Here is a 19797-nt window from a genome sequence, read left to right on the forward strand (position 1 = left end):
ACCGACGCTGTCACACCGCCTCGAACAATTTGCCGCCCGCTGTTTTTGAGAAACGGGCGGCCTAATGCTCCTACGGAACGGTCCAAAAAAACTGGACCACTACAAGCTCGCTCCTACAGGTACTGATTCAACGCGATGCCGGGATGGCGGGCTTAGGCCCCCTGCTCCACCGACCCGATAAAATTCGCCAGCTCATGCGTGCGCGGGTTGGCGAACAGGATTTTCGGGTCGCCGACTTCGTGCACTTTCCCTTGATGCATGAACACCAGCTTGTCGCCCACTTCCCGCGCAAAGCGCATCTCGTGGGTCACCATGATCAGCGTCATGCCGTCGGCGGCGAGTTGGCGCACCACGCCCAGCACTTCGTTGACCAGCTCCGGGTCCAGCGCTGAGGTGATCTCATCGCACAACAGCACCTTGGGCGACATCGCCAGCGCACGGGCGATTGCCACGCGTTGCTGCTGACCGCCGGACAACCGATCCGGGAAGGCATCAAACTTCTCACTCAACCCGACTCGCTCAAGCATGCGTTTGGCCAGTTTGCGGGCTTCGTCCCGAGGCACCTTTTGCACGACCTGCGGCGCGAGCATGACGTTTTCGCCGACGCTCAGGTGTGGAAACAAGTTGAACTGCTGAAAGACCATGCCGACTTTCTGCCGCAACGTGCGCAGGTCTGCACGGGCGGCGTCCAGGTATTCGCCATCGACTTCGATAACGCCGTCATTGATCGACTCAAGCCCGTTCAAGGTGCGCAACAGCGTGCTCTTGCCCGAACCGCTGCGACCGATGATCGCCACGACCTGGCCTTCCTCAACGGAAAGATCAATGCCCTTGAGCACGTGATGGTCGCCGTAATATTTATGCAGCGCGGAAATTCTAAGCAGAGGCATGCAGTCTCCTTTCCAGATAGCGGGCACTGAGCGACAAGGGGTAACACAACATGAAATAGCCCAGGGCGACGAAGCCGTAGACCAGAAATGGCTGGAACGTCGCGTTGGCCAGCATGCCGCCGGTTTTGGTCAGTTCGGTAAAACCGATGATCGAGGTCACGGCGGTGCCTTTGACCACTTGTACGGAAAACCCCACGGTAGGCGCGACGGCAATACGCAGCGCTTGGGGCAGGATCACGTAACGCAATTGCTCCAACGGAGACAGCGCCAGACTCGCGGACGCTTCCCATTGGCCATGAGCAATGGATTCGACACAACCACGCCAGATTTCAGCCAGGTACGCGCTGGTAAACAACGTCAGCGCCAGCGCCGCAGCGGCCCAGGGCGAGATGTCGAAGCCCAGCAGCGCCACGCCAAAGAACACCAGAAACAGCTGCATCAACAGCGGCGTGCCTTGAAACAGCTCGATGTAGACCTTGGCCACAACCCTGGGCGCATTGAGTTTTGAAATGCGCATCCACATGACCAGCAACCCGATCACACCACCGCCGATGAATGCCACCAATGACAGCGCCAGCGTCCACTGCAGGCCGGTAAGCAGGTTGCGCACAATATCCCAGAGGGTGAAATCCATCAGCCTTTCCTCGATATATAGCGACGTCCGATCCACGCCAGCAATTGGCGGATCAGCAACGCCATGCACAGGTAGATCAGCGTGGTCACGATGTAGGTTTCGAAGGAGCGGAAGTTGCGGGACTGAATGAAGTTGGCGAAGAAGCTCAGCTCCTCAGTGGCAATCTGCGAGCACACCGCCGAACCCAGCATCACGATAATGATCTGGCTGCTCAGTGCGGGCCAGACCTTGCCCAACGCCGGGATCAACACCACGTAGCGGAAGGCCTCGAACCGACTCATCGCCAGCGCAGCCGCAGCTTCCAGCTGACCCCGGGGGATCGCCTGGATGCCGGCGCGAATGATCTCGGTCGAGTACGCGCCCAGGTTGATCACCATCGCCAGAATCGCCGCCTGCCATTCCGATATCTGGATACCCAGCGAGGGCAGCCCGAAGAAGATAAAGAACAGTTGGACCAGAAACGGCGTATTGCGGATCAGCTCGACGTACACCCCGAAAATCGCCGAGAAGGGCTGGATTTTCCAGGCCCGCACGATGGCGCCAATGATGCCCAGACCGACCCCGAGAACGGTGCCGATGGCGGTCAATTCCAGGGTGAACAACGCGCCTTTCAAGAGCAGATCGGCGTTTTGCAGAACCGGTACAAAGTCGAAGTGATACGCCATTGGCTGATCCCGAATTCAAAAAGCAGTGAGCAGGCAGCGGTTAGAGATCAGCGGGCAACGGCTGCTTGAGCCAGGTCTGGGCGTTCTTTTCCAGCGCACCGTCAGCCTTGGCGGCATTGAGGATCTCGTTGACCCTGGCCAGCAACTCCGGCTGATCCTTGTTCACGCCCACGTAAACCGGGGAATCCTTGAGTTTCACTTTCAGCTCGGGGATACGTTTCGGGTTCTTCTCGCTGATGGCAACCATCACCACGTTGCCGCTGGCAATCAGATCGGTCTGGCCGGCCAGGTAGGCCGCGATGGTGGAGTTGTTGTCTTCGAAACGCTTGATAGTGGCGTCCTTGGGCGCAACAGCGCTCAGCTCGATGTCTTCAATGGCGCCGCGGGTCACGCTGATGGTTTTGCCCTTGAGGTCGTCAATCGTTTTGATCGAAGCCTCAGGCGGGCCGAATACCGCCAGATAGAAAGGTGCATAGGCCCGGGAGAAGTCGATGACCTTTTCGCGGTCCGGGTTTTTGCCCAGGCTGGAGATCACCAGGTCCACCTTGCCGGTGGTCAGGTACGGGATGCGGTTGGTGCTGTTGACCGGGGTCAGCTCCAGCTTCACTTTCAACTGGTCTGCCACCAGCTTGGCCGTGTCGATATCCAGGCCACGTGGCTTCATGTCCGTGCCCACCGAACCGAATGGCGGGAAGTCCTGTGGCACAGCGACTTTCAAGGTGCCGCGCGAGATCACGTCGTCCAACCCATTGGCATGAGCAGGTGCCTGACTGAGTACGAGGCTGGCAAACAGAGCAGTAAGCAGGGCGCTGTAACGCTTGGTCATAGGAAGACTCCGGGTCGGACGAAAGAGGGTGCTGCGAGGCTGCGGTTCATGCACAAGTGCTTGCTCAGGCCATTGCACAGCCCATGCCATCGCGTGCAATGGGGCCGGAATCTGCGGGATGCAGCGCCGTTTTGGTCTTACTGGTCTGAACAGTTGCGTCCCGGACCGCCCCGCTTTGGAGCGCCCGCAAACCCCGTCGCCCCAGGCCTGGGCGTCGCTTGCCTGATGCAGAGGATGGTTATACAAGGGGCTTCTACTGGACTGACTGGCCTGAACAGTGATGCCACACAGCGCAATCGCAGTACCCGAGTCCGCCTTGCGAGCGATCCGCAAATTGATCGCCGAGCAAGGCTATGAGCCTGGCGACAGCCTGCCTTCACAGCGGGAGCTGGCCGTATTGCTGGGGGTCAGCCGCGCCTCCCTGCGCGAAGCCTTGTCATCGCTCAGTGCCCTGGGCGTCGTCAGCGTACAACCGGGTAAAGGCGTCTTCGTCCAGAAAATTTCTGAACCAGAACAGCGCACGGGCGGTTTTTCATGGCCTTTCGATGTGCAAATTTCACCGGCCGATACGTTTCAGCTGCGTTATGCCCTGGAAGGCTTCGCCGCCGGGCTGGCCGCCGTCACCTTGACCGCTGATGAGCGTGATGTGCTGGAAGACAACGTTGAAGCCATGCGCCTGGAGCTGCGCGCCGGTGATTTTGAAGCCGCAGCACGTCTGGATTTCGAATTTCACCGCCACATCCTCGTCGCCAGCGGCAATCAAGCGATGCTCGGCATCGTCACCGCCGGTGCCGATATCTTTCTGGAAAGCCAGAAAATGCCGTTCATCCGGGCCTCCAGGGCCATGGAAACCTGGCAGGAACACCGCAAAATCCTCCGCGCCCTGGCCCGCCACATCTCAGGCCCGGCCCAGAAAGCCATGCATGAACACATACGTGGCGCCGCGCTGCGCACCGGCATCGTGTTTGTTTCACCTTCCAGCTAAGCGGCGCTATAACCAAAGTCATGGACCGCTATAGCCAGACTCAATGACGTCCGGCTTCCTGAACCGGGCAAGGCCCGCTATGATGGGCGACGTTTTTAGCCTACTAACTCGGAGAACTCCATGAGTAGCGACCTTATCAAGCACGTGAGCGACGCCAGCTTCGAAGCCGATGTCCTCAAGGCTGATGGTGCTGTACTAGTTGATTACTGGGCTGAGTGGTGTGGCCCTTGCAAAATGATTGCCCCGGTTCTGGACGAGATCGCCGAAACCTACAAAGGCAAGCTGACCATCGCCAAGCTGAACATCGACGAAAACCAGGAAACCCCGGCCAAGCACGGCGTGCGTGGTATCCCGACGTTGATGCTGTTCAAGAACGGCAATGTTGAAGCGACCAAGGTTGGCGCACTGTCGAAGTCTCAGCTTGCAGCGTTCCTCGACGCCAATATCTGATGACCAAAGCCCCGCAAATTGCGGGGTTTTTTTCGGGCGATGTACTAGACTCCTCGAAAATCAAGTGGTACATTCGGCCCCGCAACGGCTTCTCCGTTGCCCCCTGCAAGCCGTCGCCGACGCTCTCCTTTCGAATTAGTACGCGATCCTGTCGCCTTCTCTGCGGCGCGGCCTCATTAAGCCAAAAGCTTAATTTCCCCCTCCATACATGATTACGTCATTCCTATATGAACCTGACTGAACTCAAGCAAAAGCCGATTACCGATCTGCTCGAAATGGCCGAACAGATGGGCATAGAAAATATGGCCCGTTCGCGCAAGCAGGATGTCATTTTCTCCCTGCTGAAAAAGCACGCCAAGAGTGGCGAGGAAATTTCCGGTGATGGCGTGCTGGAGATCCTCCAGGACGGCTTCGGTTTCCTGCGCTCCGCAGACGCTTCCTATCTCGCCGGCCCGGACGATATCTACGTCTCGCCTAGCCAGATCCGCCGCTTCAACCTGCGTACCGGCGACACCATCGTCGGCAAGATCCGCCCACCGAAAGAAGGCGAGCGTTATTTCGCCCTGCTCAAGGTCGACACGATCAACTACGACCGTCCGGAAAACGCAAAGAACAAGATTCTTTTCGAAAACCTGACGCCGTTGTTCCCGAACGTACGCATGAAGATGGAAGCCGGTAACGGCTCCACTGAAGACTTGACCGGCCGTGTGATCGACTTGTGCGCACCGATCGGCAAAGGCCAGCGCGGTCTGATCGTTGCTCCGCCCAAGGCGGGCAAGACGATCATGCTGCAGAACATCGCGGCCAACATCACGCGTAACAACCCGGAAGTGCATCTGATCGTTCTGCTGATCGATGAACGCCCGGAAGAAGTGACCGAAATGCAGCGCACCGTGCGCGGCGAAGTGGTTGCCTCGACGTTCGACGAACCGCCAACCCGTCACGTACAGGTTGCCGAAATGGTGATCGAAAAGGCCAAGCGCCTGGTCGAGCACAAGAAAGACGTCGTGATCCTGCTTGACTCCATTACTCGTCTGGCTCGCGCCTACAACACCGTCATCCCGAGCTCCGGCAAGGTACTGACCGGTGGTGTCGATGCCCACGCCCTGGAGAAACCGAAACGTTTCTTCGGCGCGGCGCGGAACATCGAAGAAGGCGGTTCGCTGACCATCATCGCCACCGCGCTGGTTGAAACCGGCTCGAAGATGGATGAAGTGATCTACGAAGAGTTCAAGGGTACCGGCAACATGGAACTGCCTCTGGATCGCAAGATTGCAGAGAAGCGTGTGTTCCCGGCGATCAACATCAACCGTTCCGGCACCCGCCGCGAAGAGTTGCTGACCGCCGATGACGAACTGCAACGCATGTGGATCCTGCGCAAACTGCTGCACCCGATGGACGAAGTCGCTGCTATCGAGTTCCTGATCGACAAGCTCAAGCAGACCAAGACCAACGATGAGTTCTTCCTGTCGATGAAACGCAAATAACAGGCTGAACGGCTAAACAAGAATGGTGTCCTTAGGGACACCATTTTTTTCGCCTGACTTTTGATCATCACGACAAGGAGCGTCATGCACACTTTCGGTAATCGGCGGGATATCGACGGCCTGCGCGCCCTCGCGGTTATTCCTGTCGTGCTTTTCCACTACGGCTTTACCACGTTCAGCGGCGGCTTCGTGGGCGTCGATGTTTTCTTCGTGATCTCGGGTTTCCTGATCACGTCGATCATTCATCGTGAAATCAGCGCCGGCCGCTTCAGCTTCGTCGACTTCTGGGCCCGCCGCGCCCGACGCATCATCCCTGCCTTAAGCGTGGTGCTCATCGCGACCCTGCTCGTTGGCTGGCTGCTGCTGACGCCCCATGACTATTCGCAACTGGGGCGCGCCGTGCGTTATCAGGCGATGTTCATTTCCAACATCCTGTTCATGCGCCAGGACGGCTACTTCAATCCGGCATCGGATTTCAAACCGTTGCTGCACACCTGGTCGCTGTCGGTGGAAGAGCAGTACTACGTCATTTTTCCGCTGCTGATGGTGCTGATCACGCGATTGTTTCGGCACTGGCGTTTGATGCTGCTGGGCCTGCTGCTGGTGTCGTTCGCCCTGAGTATCTGGAGCACCCGTCACGCACCGGACTCGGCGTTCTTCCTGCTGCCGATGCGCGCCTGGGAATTGCTGTGCGGCGCGATGCTGGCGGTCTTGCCTGCGTCCAGCGTCAGGCTGAGACCGTGGGTGTATCAGGCCGTAAGCCTGGCAGGGCTGGCGGCGATTCTGATTGCCGTTTGCGGGCTCAACAGCCGTACGCCGTTTCCAGGCTGGGCGGCGCTGCTCCCGGTACTCGGGGCCACGGCGCTGATCTGGGCCAACGGTCAGGCACAGACGCAGACGCTGGTCGCCAGGGCCTTGAGCACACCGCCGCTGGTGGCAATCGGGCTGATCTCTTACTCCCTATACCTGTGGCATTGGCCCGTATTCGTCTACGCCAACGCGATTTCCATTGATGGCATGCAGCGGCGCGAAGCCTTGATGTGGATCGGGCTTTGCGGGGTGCTGGCCTGGCTGTCCTGGCGCCTGATCGAAAGGCCCTTTCGCGAAAAACGTCTGTTTGCAGGGCGCAAGCCCGTGCTCGTCGGCGCGGCGCTGTGCATGCTGGTTGTCGCCATGGCCGGACAGGCCGTGCGCTGGGCCGACGGCGTACCGCAGCGGCTCACCGGCCAGGCCAGCCAATACGCTCAGGCTCGGGACTGGCAGCGGGGTCAGGTGGATTGCCTGCTGCAACCCGACAGCCCGGATTTGAGCGCCATGTGCCGGTTCGGCACCCATGCCGCCGTGCCACCGCTGCAACTGGTCTGGGGCGACAGCCATGCGGCAGCGCTGATGCCTGCGTTCAAAGAGGATGCCGACCGTTATGGCATTCCGGTCTGGCTGACGAGCCTGTCCGGTTGCGTGCCTGTGTCGGGCTTTGAATCGCGACCACAATGTCAGACCTTCAATCGCCAGACCCTGACGCTGATCGAACAGCAAAAAGTCCGTGACGTGGTGCTCGCGGCCCGCTGGAGCCTTTATTTGTATGGCGAGGAAGACGGCGACCAGGAACACATGACCTACCGCAACGAAAGCCGCGCCGTCGCCGAGCAGCACCTGGCGGACAACCTGCGCGCCACGGTGGCTCAGTTGCGCGCGGCTGGCGCGAACGTCTGGCTGTTCAAGGAAGTCCCGCTGCAACGTCAAGGCACCATTGCGCGGCTCAGCAGCCTGGCGATGGTCGGCCGTTCGGCGCAGGAGGTCGGTCGCCCCATCGCGGATCATCGCCAGCGTCAGCATTTCATCGACGCCCTGTTCGCCGATCTGGCGGCCTCAGACCCTCATGTCCACGTGCTTGACCCCGCGCCGTTGCTCTGCACCGATGGCCTCTGTCGCGCGGCCATGGATGGCTACTCCCAGTACAAGGACGAAAATCACCTGTCCGATCAGGGCGGCGAACGCGTGAAACCCTTGTTTGCGCCGATCTTCATGAGTGAGAACCCGCAGTGATACGCTGCACTGACGCGTTTGCGCAGTCGCTACAAGAGTGAGGCAGTCGGTTCCGAGAGCAGGTACGATACGAACCTATTTTTTAAGTGGCCGGGCTAATGAAATTCAAGGACCTACGCGATTTCGTGCAGCAGCTGGAGCAGCGCGGAGAGTTGAAACGCATTCAAATGCCCATTTCCCCTGTTTTGGAAATGACCGAAATCTGCGACCGCACCTTGCGCGCCAAGGGCCCGGCCTTACTGTTCGAGAAGCCGGTCGGCTTTGATATTCCGGTGCTCGGCAACCTGTTCGGTACGCCCGAGCGCGTTGCCATGGGCATGGGCGCTGAAGAAGTGGGCGAACTGCGGGAAATCGGCAAGCTGCTGGCGTTCCTCAAGGAACCCGAACCGCCCAAGGGCCTGAAAGACGCCTGGTCCAAGCTGCCAATCTTCAAGAAAGTCATCGCCATGGCGCCCAAGGTCGTCAAGGATGCACCTTGCCAGGAAGTCGTCATCGAAGGCGATGACGTGGACCTGGGCATGCTCCCGGTACAAACCTGCTGGCCCGGCGACGTTGCACCGCTGATCACCTGGGGCCTGACCGTGACTCGCGGCCCCAACAAGGAGCGGCAGAACCTCGGTATTTACCGCCAGCAAGTGATCGGCCGCAACAAGGTCATCATGCGTTGGCTGAGCCACCGTGGCGGTGCCCTGGACTTCAAGGAGTGGTGCATCAAGCATCCCGGCGAGCCCTTCCCGGTGTCCGTAGCATTGGGTGCCGACCCGGCCACCATCCTCGGTGCCGTGACCCCGGTGCCCGACAGCCTTTCCGAATACGCCTTCGCCGGTTTGTTGCGGGGCAGCCGTACCGAGCTGATCAAGTGCCGTGGCAATAACCTGCAAGTCCCGGCCAGCGCCGAGTTCGTCCTCGAAGGCGTGATTCACCCCGGCGAAATGGCCGACGAAGGCCCGTATGGCGATCACACCGGCTATTACAACGAAGTCGACAGCTTTCCGGTGTTCACCGTCGAGCGCATCACCCATCGGATCAAACCGATCTACCACAGCACCTACACCGGTCGGCCTCCGGATGAACCCGCGATACTTGGGGTGGCATTGAACGAAGTGTTCGTGCCGATCCTCCAAAAACAGTTCCCGGAAATCACCGACTTCTACCTGCCGCCGGAAGGTTGCTCTTATCGCATGGCTATCGTGACGATCAAGAAGCAGTACCCCGGCCATGCCAAGCGTGTGATGCTGGGCGTGTGGTCGTTTTTGCGACAGTTCATGTACACCAAGTTCGTTATTGTCACCGATGACGACATCAATGCCCGGGACTGGAACGACGTGATCTGGGCCATCACCACGCGCATGGACCCCAAGCGCGACACGGTGATGATCGACAACACGCCCATCGACTACCTGGATTTCGCCTCGCCGGTGTCCGGGCTGGGTTCGAAGATGGGGCTGGACGCAACGCATAAATGGCCGGGCGAGACCACGCGTGAGTGGGGTCGGGTTATCGTCAAGGACGAAGCCGTTACACGCCGGGTTGACGACATCTGGAATCAGTTGGGAATAGATTGATGCGCGTAACCTTGCAGCCATCGGGCGCAGTACTTGAAACACTGCCCGGCGAGCGGATTCTCGATGCCGCGCAACGCCTGGGTTACGACTGCCCGCAAAGCTGCCGCAACGGCAATTGCCATGTGTGTTCGGCGCTGCTGGTCCACGGCCGCGTGTTGCAGGCCGGTGAAGAACTGACCCATGGCGAAATCTACACCTGCCTGGCCGAACCCCTTGAGGCGTGCGAAGTCCTGTGGGATGGCGTTCTCCCTCTGGGTGAGTTGCCGGTGCGCACCTTCGCCTGCCAACTGAGCGAATGCGTCGAAGTGGGCGGCGATGTCTGGCGTATCGGGCTGCGCGCGCCCGCCGGCAAACCGCCCCGTTATCATGCGGGTCAGTATTTGATGATTCATCGGGATAACGGCGAAAAATCCGCCTTCTCGCTGGCCTCTGCCCCGGAAAGCGGCCGCGACCTGCAACTGCATGTCCTGGTTCGTGAAGCCAGCGCCCAAAGCCTGATCGAACAACTGCAACGCAATACCATGGCGAACGTCGAACTGCCGTTTGGCGACACGCACCTGGCTGAACTGCCCGACGGTCCATTGGTATTGATCGCGGCTGGCACGGGCATGGCGCAGATGCAAAGCCTGATCGAGCACTGCCGCATCAAGGGTTTCCATCATCCCGTGCATTTGTACTGGGGCGTGCGGCGGCCGGACGATTTCTACGAAATTCAGCACTGGGACGAATGGAAGAAGCTGCCTAACCTGTTCCTGCACAAAGTCGTCAGCGACTTGTGCGGTTGGGAAGGCCGCTGCGGGATGCTGCATGAAGCGGTGTGCAGCGACATCGCCGATCTCTCTGCCGTACACGTCTACGCCAGCGGCTCGCCAGCCATGATCTACGCCACCCTCGACGCCCTCGTCAGCGCGGGCATGAGCGCCCATCAAATGCGCGCGGACGTCTTCGCCTACGCACCTCGTCCCTGATCAACCACGACAGCGAGGCAGACCGCCCGCCAACGTCACTTTCCCGCCCAATGGTCACGGGCGTGGAGTGCTAATTGCTTCAAGACTGATGATCTTTCCGGCATTTGACGCGTGACTGACAGGCCGTCCGGGCAGTCTGATACGCAGGCACTTTTTGACGAAGCACGGTTTCTTTGTCAGTGCCCGTGAAGACATTTTCAGCAGGGACCGCTACAACTGGCCGGACGTTCGCCAGGGGGCAAAATGGGCAATCAAATCAACGAGTTGGTGGTCGCGGTGCACGACGGCCTTGGCCTGACGTACCCGCCCACCATCGACCTCGGGCCACAACTGACCCGCGAACAACTGATGATTTCAATGCGTGCCACCATGGCCCGCCATGAAGGTGGCCCGGTCTGGCTGTTCGCCTACGGTTCGCTGATCTGGAAACCCGAATGCACCGCCGTAGAGCGCCAACGCGGCCGCGTGCATGGTTATCATCGCGGCCTCTACCTTTGGTCTCACGAACACAGAGGCACGCCGGAAATGCCTGGCCTGGTGTTTGGTCTGGATCGCGGTGGCTCATGCAGCGGATTCGCTTATCGACTGCCCGACGACAACCTGGAAGCGTCGCTGCTGGCACTCTGGCAACGGGAAATGCCGTTCCCCTCCTATCGCCCGCACTGGCTCAACTGCCGGCTTGCCGACGGCACTCGCGTTCAAGCCCTGGGTTTTGTGCTTGAGCGACACCTGCCCAGCTACGCAGGCAATTTGCCGGATAGCGTCCTGAGCCAGGTACTGGCCAGCGCGAGCGGTCGATACGGCACCACCCGCGACTACGTCGAACAAACCGCCAACGCCCTGCGCAGCCACGCCATGCCAGACCTGAATCTGGAGGCGCGACTGAGAAGGTGTTGGGGGGGCTGCGAGGTGACATAAACATCAGGTTGCAAACGGTTCTCGCGATTAGTTGGCTAATCGCTAGACTAGAGGCATCGCCAAAGGAGCTTTGACATGAGCGCTCAATTGTCACCCATCGTTTCAGAGTTCGAATCTGAAGAGCAAGCCGCCAGTTACGATGCCTGGTTCAGAGCCAAGGTGCAGGCATCACTTGATGACACGGCGCCGAACGTTTCGCACGATAAAGTAATAGCCGAGATGAAAGCCCGTCTTGCGGCGAAGCGGGAAAAGCGACGGAATGATCGTTGAATCGCGTCCAGACGCAAGAGCCGCTTTAATCGAGATTCTTGACTACATAGATGAACGAAATCCTCAGGCTGCCCTGGCACTTCTGGAAGATATTGAATCCGCAACTTCAGCCCTCCCGGAACATCCGTACCTCTACAGATTCGGGCGGGTACCCAACACCAGGGAGATCGTCGTGCATCCCAACTATCTGGTGGTGTACCGAGTAACCGACAGAATCGAAATTCTGAATGTCCTGCATTCAAGGCGGCAGTACCCATAAGCCTGTGGCAGATCTCAAACCTTCAAGACCTGCCACCGCTCGCTTTACGCCACCACCTCCCGCGCCGTACTCGCCACCTGTTTATGCCAGAGCGTCGGCAACAGGAACGCGATTGCCAGCACGCACGCGATCAACAGCAAGACAAAGCCGCCGTCCCAGCCGAAGTGGTCCACGGTGTAGCCCATCAGCGCGCTGGCGGCGACTGATCCGCCCAGGTAGCCGAACAGACCAGTGAAACCCGCAGCCGTGCCCGCCGCTTTTTTCGGGACCAACTCCAGCGCCTGCAAGCCGATGAGCATGACCGGCCCGTAGATCAAAAAGCCGATGGAAACCAGCGCGATCATGTCTACCAGCGGATTGCCCGGCGGGTTCAGCCAGTAAACCAGCGTGGCGACGGTCACCATGACCATGAACACCACGCCCGTCAGGCCGCGATTGCCTTTGAATAGTTTGTCCGACATCCAGCCGCACAGCAGCGTGCCCGGAATACCCGCCCACTCATAAAAAAAGTACGCCCAGGACGTCTTGTCGACGGTGAAGTGCTTGGCTTCCTTCAGGTACGTCGGGGCCCAGTCCAGCACGCCATAACGCAGCAGGTAAACGAAGACGTTGGCCAGCGCGATGTACCAGAGCATTTTGTTGCGCAGTACGTACTTGACGAAGATTTCCTTGGCACTGAATTCTTTTTCGTGGCTCTCGTCGTAGCCTTCCGGGTAGTCGTTCCTGTAATGCTCAATGGGCGGCAAACCGACGGATTGCGGCGTGTCGCGCATGGTCGCAAACGCAAACAGCGCCACCAGCAAGGCAACGGCGGCAGGCACGTAGAACGCCGCATGCCAGTCATTGGTCCAGCCCAGGCCCAGCAGGAACAAAGGGCCGATCAAGCCGCCGCCGACGTTATGCGCGACGTTCCATACCGACACCACGCCGCCACGCTCCTTCTGCGACCACCAATGCACCATCGTCCGCCCGCTCGGCGGCCAACCCATGCCTTGCGCCCAGCCGTTGATGAACAGCAGGACAAACATGATTGCCACGCTGGACGTTGCCCAGGATGCGAACCCGAACACGAACATCACCGCCGCCGAAACCAGCAGGCCGAACGGCAGGAAATAGCGCGGATTGGAGCGGTCGGAAACGATCCCCATCAGGAACTTCGACAGCCCGTAGGCGATGGCAATCGCAGACATCGCCACCCCCAACTGACCCCGGGTGTACCCCTCGTCGATCAGGTACGGCATGGCCAGCGAAAAGTTTTTCCGCAACAGGTAATAACCTGCATAGCCAATAAAAATACCCGCGAAGATCTGCCAGCGCAGGCGGCGATAGGTGCTATCAACATTTTCTTCAGGCAACGGGGCCTTGTGTACGGCAGGGCGGAAGAAGGCAAACATCAAAGACTCTCCATTTTTGTTTTTCTGTGCGAAAGCGAATATTACATTTTCATTACAGAAAAAAGGAGAGCCTAACGCCGGAGATTCGGTAGGAAATACGGCTTTTTAGCCGTTGTTTTTTGAACACGCCCTGGATGTGTAAGCAAATGTCATGAGATTAGGATCGGTCCTACGCCTGAATAGGACGCCACTGGATTCACCCTCCGACAATCGCCCCTTACCATCGGCGCCTGCCTGTCATGTCGACAGGAAACGCTTACGGGGGCAGCGTGAAATTTTTTTCTTTATGGGTGCTGTGCTGGGTCTGCCTGACCGTTCAGGCAAACGAAGCCCTGTTGATTCCGGTTTCCAGGCCGGCTCCCGAATTCCCCGAAGACCTGCTCAAAAAACGACATGCCGGCAAGGTGTTCGTGAACCTCACCGTGGGCGCATTCGGGACCGTACAGACGGCCAGAGTCCGGGAAAGCAGTCACCCGAGATTTACCGAAGCAGCGCAAAAAGCCGTTGTTCAGTGGCGGTACCAGCCTTGGGGCGTAACAGACGGCAGGCCTTCAAGCGTTGACATCATCGTGCCAATTATCTTCGGCGCCCAAGGCATCGAACCCTTCTCCCCGCTCATTACCGTCGGCCTTGAGAACACGTTGTGTGCCTATCTCAATTACGAAGTTCAGACCAGCCAACAGAACTTCCCCGACGAGCCACTGAGCACAGTGGATGTCTTCTGGCGTGCCCGAGAGCATCTGACCGGGAGTTACACGCGCTTTATGGTCCCGGATGAAGACGCGAGAAACGTACTGTTATCACGACTCGAAACAGCCATCCCGAAGGCAGTCAACGCCTGCCGCAACAATCCGCAGCGAAAACTTAGCGAGTTTCTGCCCGAAGCAATAACGACGCTTTGGGCAGGCTCAGGCTAGCGCTCGCTCTTGATCACCCGCTGAAGCCCACGAATTTCCGTTCGTCCAACCCAAGCTCGCTTTCTTCCCCTACAAGGATTTTTCCATGCGGTATCTGCTCGTTGCACTAATCCTAAGCTTGTCCTTCATGGCTACGGCTGAGGAGATGACGCTGATTCCCGTGCACACACCCAAGCCCACCTATCCTCCTGAGCTGCGCAGCGACAGGATTACCGGGCAAACGAAAATCCGCTTCATCGTGCACGCCGATGGTTCGGTTTCCGACGTGACCGCTGTCGAAAGTGATCACCCGCAGTTTGCCCAATACTCAATCGAGGCCGTCAGCCAATGGACATTCAAACCATGGACAGTAACCGCAGACGCCCCCTCGGAAGCCGAAGTGTTCGCACCGATGATATTCATGCTGGATTCCCCACTGCCGTTGCCCATGGACATCAACGCGACGCTGTTAAAAACGCCGTGTCGCACCGTCAATCGTCAGGTGGCCAGGAAAAACTTCCTCTACCCCAAACAGCAACTTCGCGACCTGCGCGTTTTCAACGTCGTCATTCGCTACCTGTCCGAAGGCATGGTGAGCAGCCAGCTAGAGCCCGCGCAACGTACTGCGCTGATCAACGAACTGCTGGAAAACCTTCCGACAATCGTCGAACGCTGCAAGGCAAACCCCAAGGCTGCTTATGCTGATCAACTGCCGGCTAGCATTCGGGGGTTGATGTAGCTTTTTGCTCTGTAAAGCATCGAACAACAAAGCTCCTGTTGCGTTCATGTCCACAGGAGCCTGCTCACCGAGACGCCGATCCGCTGAACGTCACAGCATCGAAACCACCACCTTCCCCACCGCCCTTCTCTGCCCCAGCGAATCAATCGCCTTCCCCGCGTCTGCCAGCGGGTAAACCTGTGAAACCAGCGGTTTCAACTTGCCTTCGGTATACCAACTGAACAACTGCTGAAAGTTAGCCGCATTGTCTTGAGGCTGTCGCTGTGCAAACGATCCCCAGAACACGCCCACGACCGATGCGCCTTTAAGCAGTGCAAGGTTGACGGGCAGTTCGGGGATGCGGCCGCTGGCGAAGCCAACGACCAGCAGGCGGCCGTTCCAGGCGATGGCGCGGATGGCCTGATCGAAGAGGTCACCGCCGACCGGGTCGTAAATCACATCCACACCGTTACCTTGGGTGAGGCGTTTTATTTCTTCCTTGAGGTTGGTTTCGGTGTAGTTGATGAGTTCGTCGGCGCCAGCGTTTTTGGCGACTTCGAGCTTTTCGGCGGAGCTGGCGGCGGCGATGACACGCGCGCCCATGGCCTTGCCGATTTCTACGGCCGCCAGGCCGACACCGCCGGAAGCGCCGAGCACGAGCAAGGTTTCGCCGGGCTGCAGATTGGCCCGTTGTTTCAGCGCGTGCATCGAAGTGCCGTAGGTCATGCTGAAGGCGGCAGCGGTGGTGAAGTCCATGTTTTCAGGCATCGGCAGCACGTTGTAGCCTGGCACGGCGACGTGTTCGGCAAAACTGCCCCAGCCGGTCAGCGCCATGACGCGGTCGCCGACTTTCAGATGGCTGACTTTTTCGCCCACGGCCGCCACCACGCCTGCCGCTTCACCGCCCGGGGAAAACGGAAAGGGCGGCTTGAACTGGTATTTGCCCTGGATGATCAGCGTGTCGGGAAAATTGACGCCCGCGGCATGGACCGTCAGAAGGATTTCGTTTTTCTTGATTTCCGGGCTCGCGACTTCTTCGAGCACGAGCGTTTCGGCGGGGCCGAATGCTCTGCACAGCAAGGCTTTCATTGGGCTATTCCTTTTTGACTTGTGGCCGATACGTTCAGGTATGTGGCTTTTTGCGTCAATGAGCATCGCCGGGCCTGATAAGCCTGCATAAGTTGAAGTAACCTGTGCGCCAAACCGGATAAGGAGTGAATTGTGAAAGCGTGGATCCTGATGATGTTGTTGGCCCTGTCACTGCCCGCCCTGGCGCAGGAAGAAGTGAAAGAGGGCGAGGCGCCCAAGGCTATTTATATTTCGCTGACGCCTCCGTTCGTGGGCAACTACGCACTCGATGGCGGACCGAAACTGCGCGTTTATAAAGCCGACATCGCGCTGCGCGTCACCGGCCCGGAAGCCCAGGCCGCCGTGAAGCGCAATGATCCGCTGATTCGTAACCAACTGGTGGCGCTGTTCACTCAGCAGACCGTCGACAGCATGAGCAGCGCCGAAGGGAAGGAAAAAATTCGCCAGGAAGCGCTCAAGCAGGTTCAGCAGGTCATGACGGATGAAGAAGGCAAACCTGTGGTAGAGGATTTGCTGTTCAACAACTTCATTGTTCAGTAATTCGAGTATCCGGTATTGTTTCAGTGCTGATCAGCGCAATGCCAGGACCGCCGCCCATTGTTCGGCGGTAACCGGCATGACGGAAAGCCGACTGCCTTTTTGCACCAACGGCAGTTGTTCCAGCGCAGCCTGCTGTTTGAGGCAGGTCAGGCTGAGTACCTTCGGGAATGCTTCAACGAAGGTGACGTCGATGGCAGTCCACGGATTTTTTTCGGCGCTGGCCTTGGCATCGAAGTAGTGGCTTTTTGAGTCAAGCGCGGTAGGGTCCGGGTAGCCCGCGTGGGTGATTCGCCCGATCCCCGCGATACCCGGCTCCGGGCAACTGGAGTGATAGAAAAAGAACGCGTCGCCTACCGCCATCGCACGCATGAAATTGCGTGCCTGGTAATTGCGAACCCCGTCCCAGCGAGCCGTGCCAAGCGCTTGTAGATTCAAGACAGAGAACTCATCGGGCTCTGATTTCATCAGCCAGTAGGCCATTATTCCTGCTCCTGAAATGAGAAATGGCTAAGTTGTCGGACACTTTTGTGACAAACCGACGGTTGGCTGACGCCAACGTTTGCGTGTGCGGCGCTGTTGTCGGAGAATGCCGGGGTTTTAAGCTTCACGCTGCTGCACGGCCTATCTAAAAAACTGTTGCTCACATCGTATTGGTTTGCCGAAGGGGGGCAATCAATGAAACGCAAGCCGGATTTACTGTGGATACTGGTTATTTTGTTTGGCTTGGGCGTCGTGACGACGGGTTATGCGCAAAGTTTGTGGTCCAGCAAACCGGACGCGCCAATTGAAATTACACAACAGCAACAGAAATATCCTTCGCGGCATTGATTGATGGTCGGACCTTCGGAGCAGGTGTAGGAGCGCTCGGAGGTAACGACGGCCGCGAAGCGGAGTATGAGGCAGACTGCTATCGCTGCCTCGCGTTGCTCGGGAGCTCCTACAGGAACAACGCTTTACGCCAGATACCACCCCTTATCCGAAACAGTGCCATTCAGCGGCACGTCCCAACTGGCCTGAGCCAGCCGCTTCACCTTCTGACACTCATGCGCCAACCCCAGCAACACAGGCTTGCGCCAGGTTTTGCGTCGCGCCCGATACGCGAGGCTGCGGTCATAGAAGCCGCCGCCCATGCCCAGCCGTCCGCCCTCGTCATCGAAACCTACCAACGGCATCAAAACCAGATCCAGCGTCCATATCTTGCGCTGGCGTGCGGGATTGATACGTGGCTCCGGAATGCGAAAACGGTTGGGCTTGAATTTTTCCCCCGGACTGACGCGCTGGAACACCATTTTGGTCCGGGGCCAGGCACTGAGGACAGGCAAATACGTGGCTTTCCCCCGACGCTGAGCCGCACGCAGCAGCAGGCGCGGGTCGATTTCACCGTCCATGGGCAGGTACAGCGAGATATGTCGGGCACGGCGAAACAAGGGATGTTGCGCCAACTGACGATAAAGACCGCGAGCGGCGTCGCGTTGCTCGCTGGCACTCAGGGCGCGACGGGCTTTGCGCAACTGACGACGCAGTTGCTGACGACTCAGCGGCGATTCAAGGGTCATGAAAGGCGGGTCATGCAAACTGATCCATTGAAGATGGAACCAGAGTCGAGTCGTCAAGGCGACGATCCCGGGGGTGTCGGCGCCGGGTAAAACCGGCGACTGACAGAACAGAATAGGTGCTCCCCGACGAACCGCTGTCGGTGTAGCCCTTGAACCCGAAAGTTCAAGGTGGAGATTACAGGAGGTTTTAAGGCTTTCCGTCGAGCGGACATGCACACCAACCCCAACGTGCAACCCCCGTGGTTGTGCGTATCGGCTCAGGGACATGACCGACTGGCAAGCACTCCAGGGAACGGCGCAAGTATACCCGAAACTCTTCCCGACTTTCAGCTTCGAGGTGAATCCGGCGACGTATCGGTGTCGGTAGACAGCACCAGATCGACGCGATCGAGCAGATCACGAACCTGTTCGCGGGTCGAACCGCTGGCCTGCACGTCAGGCGAAACCTGCTTGTGCAGAAGGTCATGCGTAATGTTCAGCGCGGCCATTACGGCAATACGGTCGGCGCCGATAACTTTGCCGCTGCTGCGGATTTCACGCATCTTGCCATCCAGATAACGCGCAGCGCTGACCAGATTGGTGCGCTCTTCCTGAGGGCAAATGATCGAATATTCTTTGTCGAGGATTTGTACGGTGACGTTATTGCCGTTGCTCATGAGTCTTGCTCCAGGGCCTTGAGGCGCGAAATCATTGACTCGACCTTTTGCCGGGCGATTTCGTTTTTTTCAATGAGGTGAGCGCGTTCCTCGCGCCAGGACTTTTCCTGAGCTAATAGGAGTCCATTTTCGCGTTTAAGTTGCTCGACTCGATTGATCAGTAATTCCAGTCGGGCCATCAGCGCTTGCAGGTCGGTATCTTCCATTGTTTTCCACTGAGTTCTTTCTGATGAGTGGCGCTGGAGCTGGCTTTAAGCCACAACCTCGGACGGCCGCCTTGATGAACTTGTTGCTCGGATAGTCTAGGATAGATGCCCTCCATTCTAGACATTGCGCCGTTTGGCGACTAGTTGCCCATGCCCATTCAGAATTCCCCGTACAAAGCATTCGCCACCCTGCTCAACAGCAGCGGTCATCCTGTCTCTCCTGCCGAGCTTCATGGTCTGTTGCTGGGCCGCAGTTGTGCAGGCGCCGGTTTTGACAATGAAGCCTGGCTGGTGGATGCCACCGAAATCCTCGGCGCAGCCCCCGAAGACAACGTCCGCCAAGCCTTGATCGGTTTGCAGGAAATGGTCAAGGGTGAACTCACCAGCGACGACATGACCGTTGTACTCCTGCTTCCGGGCGATGACGAACCGCTCGGCGAGCGCGCTATCGCATTGGGCCAATGGTGTCAGGGTTTCCTTGCCGGTTTCGGCCTGACGGCCCGTGACAATGCCATCAGTGGCGAAGCCATGGAAGTGCTTCAGGATCTGGCGGCCATTTCCCAGGTCCAGGATGCGCTGGAAGAGTCCGAAGACGGCGAAAGCGATTACATGGAAGTCATGGAATACCTGCGCGTCGCTCCGCTGCTGCTGTTTACCGAATGCAACAAACCCGAAGCGGCCGCACCGAAACCTTCGCTGCACTGATTGCTCATCATCGGCGACGCCGGTCGTGGCTGCTTGCCCAGCCATGATCGGGTCGCTTCAGAACGGGAACCTGC

24 protein-coding genes and 1 other RNA gene are annotated in these 19797 nt (G+C 58.5%); 14 read left to right on the plus strand and 11 right to left on the minus strand.

Annotation, left to right across the window (positions count from 1 at the left end; translation table 11 throughout):
- Positions 1-152 precede the first annotated feature (152 nt).
- From ACP7B0_RS21465 to ACP7B0_RS21480, 4 genes are read right to left on the minus strand one after another with little or no spacing between them, the layout of a single operon-like run.
- On the minus strand, positions 153-890 hold the full coding sequence (locus tag ACP7B0_RS21465) for an amino acid ABC transporter ATP-binding protein (protein ID WP_426143675.1): 738 nt from the start codon (positions 888-890) through the stop codon (positions 153-155).
- Entirely contained in the window at positions 877-1527 is a 651-nt protein-coding gene (locus ACP7B0_RS21470) for an amino acid ABC transporter permease (protein ID WP_426143798.1), read from the minus strand. Before ACP7B0_RS21470 ends, ACP7B0_RS21465 begins: the two co-directional genes overlap by 14 nt.
- Entirely contained in the window at positions 1524-2189 is a 666-nt protein-coding gene (locus ACP7B0_RS21475; RefSeq protein WP_426143676.1) for an amino acid ABC transporter permease, read from the minus strand. The genes ACP7B0_RS21470 and ACP7B0_RS21475 overlap by 4 nt, the downstream gene beginning before the upstream one ends.
- A gap of 40 nt (positions 2190-2229) precedes the next feature.
- Complete coding sequence (locus ACP7B0_RS21480; protein WP_426143677.1) at positions 2230-3015, minus strand: transporter substrate-binding domain-containing protein; 786 nt, start codon at positions 3013-3015, stop codon at positions 2230-2232.
- A gap of 280 nt (positions 3016-3295) precedes the next feature.
- On the opposite strand from ACP7B0_RS21480, the gene ACP7B0_RS21485 reads away from it, so the two are divergent.
- From ACP7B0_RS21485 to ACP7B0_RS21525, 9 genes are all read left to right on the plus strand, one after another.
- Entirely contained in the window at positions 3296-4000 is a 705-nt protein-coding gene (locus ACP7B0_RS21485) for a FadR/GntR family transcriptional regulator (RefSeq protein WP_426143679.1), read from the plus strand.
- A 120-nt stretch (positions 4001-4120) separates the two neighbouring features.
- Positions 4121-4450, plus strand: coding sequence for a thioredoxin TrxA (gene trxA, locus ACP7B0_RS21490; protein ID WP_005792406.1), 330 nt, complete (start codon positions 4121-4123; stop codon positions 4448-4450).
- A 227-nt stretch (positions 4451-4677) separates the two neighbouring features.
- Positions 4678-5937: a transcription termination factor Rho gene (gene rho, locus ACP7B0_RS21495; RefSeq protein ID WP_122849594.1), complete on the plus strand. Its 1260-nt coding sequence runs from the start codon at positions 4678-4680 to the stop codon at positions 5935-5937.
- Positions 5938-6021: 84 nt separating this feature from the next.
- Complete coding sequence (locus ACP7B0_RS21500) at positions 6022-7983, plus strand: acyltransferase family protein (RefSeq protein WP_426143680.1); 1962 nt, start codon at positions 6022-6024, stop codon at positions 7981-7983.
- 98 nt (positions 7984-8081) lie between these two features.
- Positions 8082-9548, plus strand: coding sequence for a 4-hydroxy-3-polyprenylbenzoate decarboxylase (gene ubiD / locus ACP7B0_RS21505; protein WP_426143682.1), 1467 nt, complete (start codon positions 8082-8084; stop codon positions 9546-9548).
- Positions 9548-10516, plus strand: coding sequence for a CDP-6-deoxy-delta-3,4-glucoseen reductase (locus ACP7B0_RS21510; RefSeq protein WP_426143683.1), 969 nt, complete (start codon positions 9548-9550; stop codon positions 10514-10516). Before ubiD ends, ACP7B0_RS21510 begins: the two co-directional genes overlap by 1 nt.
- A gap of 243 nt (positions 10517-10759) precedes the next feature.
- Positions 10760-11434, plus strand: a complete 675-nt coding sequence (locus ACP7B0_RS21515) for a gamma-glutamylcyclotransferase (RefSeq protein ID WP_426143684.1) — start codon at positions 10760-10762, stop codon at positions 11432-11434.
- Positions 11435-11509: 75 nt separating this feature from the next.
- Positions 11510-11704, plus strand: coding sequence for an antitoxin (locus ACP7B0_RS21520; protein ID WP_426143685.1), 195 nt, complete (start codon positions 11510-11512; stop codon positions 11702-11704).
- Positions 11694-11963 (plus strand): type II toxin-antitoxin system RelE/ParE family toxin, encoded by a 270-nt coding sequence (locus tag ACP7B0_RS21525; protein WP_426143686.1) that lies wholly within the window; start codon positions 11694-11696, stop codon positions 11961-11963. The genes ACP7B0_RS21520 and ACP7B0_RS21525 overlap by 11 nt, the downstream gene beginning before the upstream one ends.
- A 44-nt stretch (positions 11964-12007) precedes the next feature.
- On the opposite strand, the gene glpT is transcribed toward ACP7B0_RS21525, so the two are convergent.
- Positions 12008-13357, minus strand: a complete 1350-nt coding sequence (gene glpT, locus ACP7B0_RS21530) for a glycerol-3-phosphate transporter (RefSeq protein ID WP_426143688.1) — start codon at positions 13355-13357, stop codon at positions 12008-12010.
- Between the two features lie 239 nt (positions 13358-13596).
- Between glpT and ACP7B0_RS21535 the strand changes: the two genes are divergently transcribed.
- Together ACP7B0_RS21535 and ACP7B0_RS21540 are read left to right on the plus strand one after the other, a co-directional pair.
- Positions 13597-14274: an energy transducer TonB gene (locus tag ACP7B0_RS21535; RefSeq protein WP_426143689.1), complete on the plus strand. Its 678-nt coding sequence runs from the start codon at positions 13597-13599 to the stop codon at positions 14272-14274.
- A 127-nt stretch (positions 14275-14401) separates the two neighbouring features.
- Positions 14402-14992 (plus strand): energy transducer TonB, encoded by a 591-nt coding sequence (locus ACP7B0_RS21540; protein ID WP_426143690.1) that lies wholly within the window; start codon positions 14402-14404, stop codon positions 14990-14992.
- A gap of 90 nt (positions 14993-15082) precedes the next feature.
- Here the strand turns inward: ACP7B0_RS21540 and ACP7B0_RS21545 are convergent, their stop codons facing one another.
- Positions 15083-16060, minus strand: a complete 978-nt coding sequence (locus ACP7B0_RS21545) for an NADPH:quinone oxidoreductase family protein (RefSeq protein WP_426143692.1) — start codon at positions 16058-16060, stop codon at positions 15083-15085.
- Positions 16061-16192: 132 nt separating this feature from the next.
- On the opposite strand from ACP7B0_RS21545, the gene ACP7B0_RS21550 reads away from it, so the two are divergent.
- Entirely contained in the window at positions 16193-16600 is a 408-nt protein-coding gene (locus ACP7B0_RS21550) for a flagellar basal body-associated protein FliL (protein WP_426143693.1), read from the plus strand.
- A gap of 30 nt (positions 16601-16630) precedes the next feature.
- On the opposite strand, the gene ACP7B0_RS21555 is transcribed toward ACP7B0_RS21550, so the two are convergent.
- Positions 16631-17080, minus strand: coding sequence for an EVE domain-containing protein (locus tag ACP7B0_RS21555; RefSeq protein ID WP_426143695.1), 450 nt, complete (start codon positions 17078-17080; stop codon positions 16631-16633).
- A gap of 96 nt (positions 17081-17176) precedes the next feature.
- Here ACP7B0_RS21555 and ACP7B0_RS21560 point away from each other — a divergent pair, with 96 nt between their 5' ends.
- Positions 17177-17428: a hypothetical protein gene (locus tag ACP7B0_RS21560; protein ID WP_426143799.1), complete on the plus strand. Its 252-nt coding sequence runs from the start codon at positions 17177-17179 to the stop codon at positions 17426-17428.
- A 125-nt stretch (positions 17429-17553) separates the two neighbouring features.
- Here the strand turns inward: ACP7B0_RS21560 and ACP7B0_RS21565 are convergent, their stop codons facing one another.
- The 4 genes from ACP7B0_RS21565 to ACP7B0_RS21580 form a co-directional block, all read right to left on the minus strand.
- Positions 17554-18156 carry a 5-formyltetrahydrofolate cyclo-ligase gene (locus ACP7B0_RS21565; RefSeq protein ID WP_426143696.1) on the minus strand — a complete coding sequence of 201 codons (603 nt, stop codon included), beginning with the start codon at positions 18154-18156 and terminating at the stop codon, positions 17554-17556.
- A gap of 116 nt (positions 18157-18272) precedes the next feature.
- A non-coding RNA gene (ssrS, locus tag ACP7B0_RS21570) (6S RNA) lies at positions 18273-18451 on the minus strand.
- A 31-nt stretch (positions 18452-18482) separates the two neighbouring features.
- The gene (locus tag ACP7B0_RS21575) at positions 18483-18812 is read right to left on the minus strand and encodes a cell division protein ZapA (RefSeq protein ID WP_426143698.1); all 330 of its coding nucleotides are present in this window, start codon (positions 18810-18812) and stop codon (positions 18483-18485) included.
- The gene (locus ACP7B0_RS21580) at positions 18809-19018 is read right to left on the minus strand and encodes a TIGR02449 family protein (RefSeq protein WP_426118535.1); all 210 of its coding nucleotides are present in this window, start codon (positions 19016-19018) and stop codon (positions 18809-18811) included. Before ACP7B0_RS21580 ends, ACP7B0_RS21575 begins: the two co-directional genes overlap by 4 nt.
- Before the next feature lie 150 nt (positions 19019-19168).
- Between ACP7B0_RS21580 and ACP7B0_RS21585 the strand changes: the two genes are divergently transcribed.
- On the plus strand, positions 19169-19723 hold the full coding sequence (locus ACP7B0_RS21585; protein WP_426143699.1) for a YecA family protein: 555 nt from the start codon (positions 19169-19171) through the stop codon (positions 19721-19723).
- Positions 19724-19797 lie beyond the last annotated feature (74 nt).

It is taken from the genome of Pseudomonas sp. DWP3-1-2 (genome assembly GCF_049896285.1).
In the GTDB taxonomy this organism is placed as follows: Bacteria; Pseudomonadota; Gammaproteobacteria; order Pseudomonadales; family Pseudomonadaceae; genus Aquipseudomonas.

Excerpts from the sequence above, each read along its gene's own strand:
- ACP7B0_RS21545 (WP_426143692.1), bottom strand. The coding sequence starts at position 16,060 with ATGAAAGCCTTGCTGTGCAGAGCATTCGGCCCCGCCGAAACGCTCGTG.
- ACP7B0_RS21525 (WP_426143686.1), top strand. The coding sequence starts at position 11,694 with ATGATCGTTGAATCGCGTCCAGACGCAAGAGCCGCTTTAATCGAGATT.
- ubiD (WP_426143682.1), top strand. The coding sequence starts at position 8,082 with ATGAAATTCAAGGACCTACGCGATTTCGTGCAGCAGCTGGAGCAGCGC.
- ACP7B0_RS21540 (WP_426143690.1), top strand. The coding sequence starts at position 14,402 with ATGGCTACGGCTGAGGAGATGACGCTGATTCCCGTGCACACACCCAAG.
- ACP7B0_RS21475 (WP_426143676.1), bottom strand. The coding sequence starts at position 2,189 with ATGGCGTATCACTTCGACTTTGTACCGGTTCTGCAAAACGCCGATCTG.
- ACP7B0_RS21465 (WP_426143675.1), bottom strand. The coding sequence starts at position 890 with ATGCCTCTGCTTAGAATTTCCGCGCTGCATAAATATTACGGCGACCAT.
- ACP7B0_RS21520 (WP_426143685.1), top strand. The coding sequence starts at position 11,510 with ATGAGCGCTCAATTGTCACCCATCGTTTCAGAGTTCGAATCTGAAGAG.
- ACP7B0_RS21585 (WP_426143699.1), top strand. The coding sequence starts at position 19,169 with ATGCCCATTCAGAATTCCCCGTACAAAGCATTCGCCACCCTGCTCAAC.
- ACP7B0_RS21480 (WP_426143677.1), bottom strand. The coding sequence starts at position 3,015 with ATGACCAAGCGTTACAGCGCCCTGCTTACTGCTCTGTTTGCCAGCCTC.
- ACP7B0_RS21575 (WP_426143698.1), bottom strand. The coding sequence starts at position 18,812 with ATGAGCAACGGCAATAACGTCACCGTACAAATCCTCGACAAAGAATAT.
- ACP7B0_RS21565 (WP_426143696.1), bottom strand. The coding sequence starts at position 18,156 with ATGACCCTTGAATCGCCGCTGAGTCGTCAGCAACTGCGTCGTCAGTTG.
- ACP7B0_RS21580 (WP_426118535.1), bottom strand. The coding sequence starts at position 19,018 with ATGGAAGATACCGACCTGCAAGCGCTGATGGCCCGACTGGAATTACTG.
- rho (WP_122849594.1), top strand. The coding sequence starts at position 4,678 with ATGAACCTGACTGAACTCAAGCAAAAGCCGATTACCGATCTGCTCGAA.
- ACP7B0_RS21500 (WP_426143680.1), top strand. The coding sequence starts at position 6,022 with ATGCACACTTTCGGTAATCGGCGGGATATCGACGGCCTGCGCGCCCTC.
- ACP7B0_RS21515 (WP_426143684.1), top strand. The coding sequence starts at position 10,760 with ATGGGCAATCAAATCAACGAGTTGGTGGTCGCGGTGCACGACGGCCTT.
- glpT (WP_426143688.1), bottom strand. The coding sequence starts at position 13,357 with ATGTTTGCCTTCTTCCGCCCTGCCGTACACAAGGCCCCGTTGCCTGAA.
- ACP7B0_RS21535 (WP_426143689.1), top strand. The coding sequence starts at position 13,597 with ATGTCGACAGGAAACGCTTACGGGGGCAGCGTGAAATTTTTTTCTTTA.
- ACP7B0_RS21510 (WP_426143683.1), top strand. The coding sequence starts at position 9,548 with ATGCGCGTAACCTTGCAGCCATCGGGCGCAGTACTTGAAACACTGCCC.
- ACP7B0_RS21555 (WP_426143695.1), bottom strand. The coding sequence starts at position 17,080 with ATGGCCTACTGGCTGATGAAATCAGAGCCCGATGAGTTCTCTGTCTTG.
- ACP7B0_RS21485 (WP_426143679.1), top strand. The coding sequence starts at position 3,296 with ATGCCACACAGCGCAATCGCAGTACCCGAGTCCGCCTTGCGAGCGATC.
- trxA (WP_005792406.1), top strand. The coding sequence starts at position 4,121 with ATGAGTAGCGACCTTATCAAGCACGTGAGCGACGCCAGCTTCGAAGCC.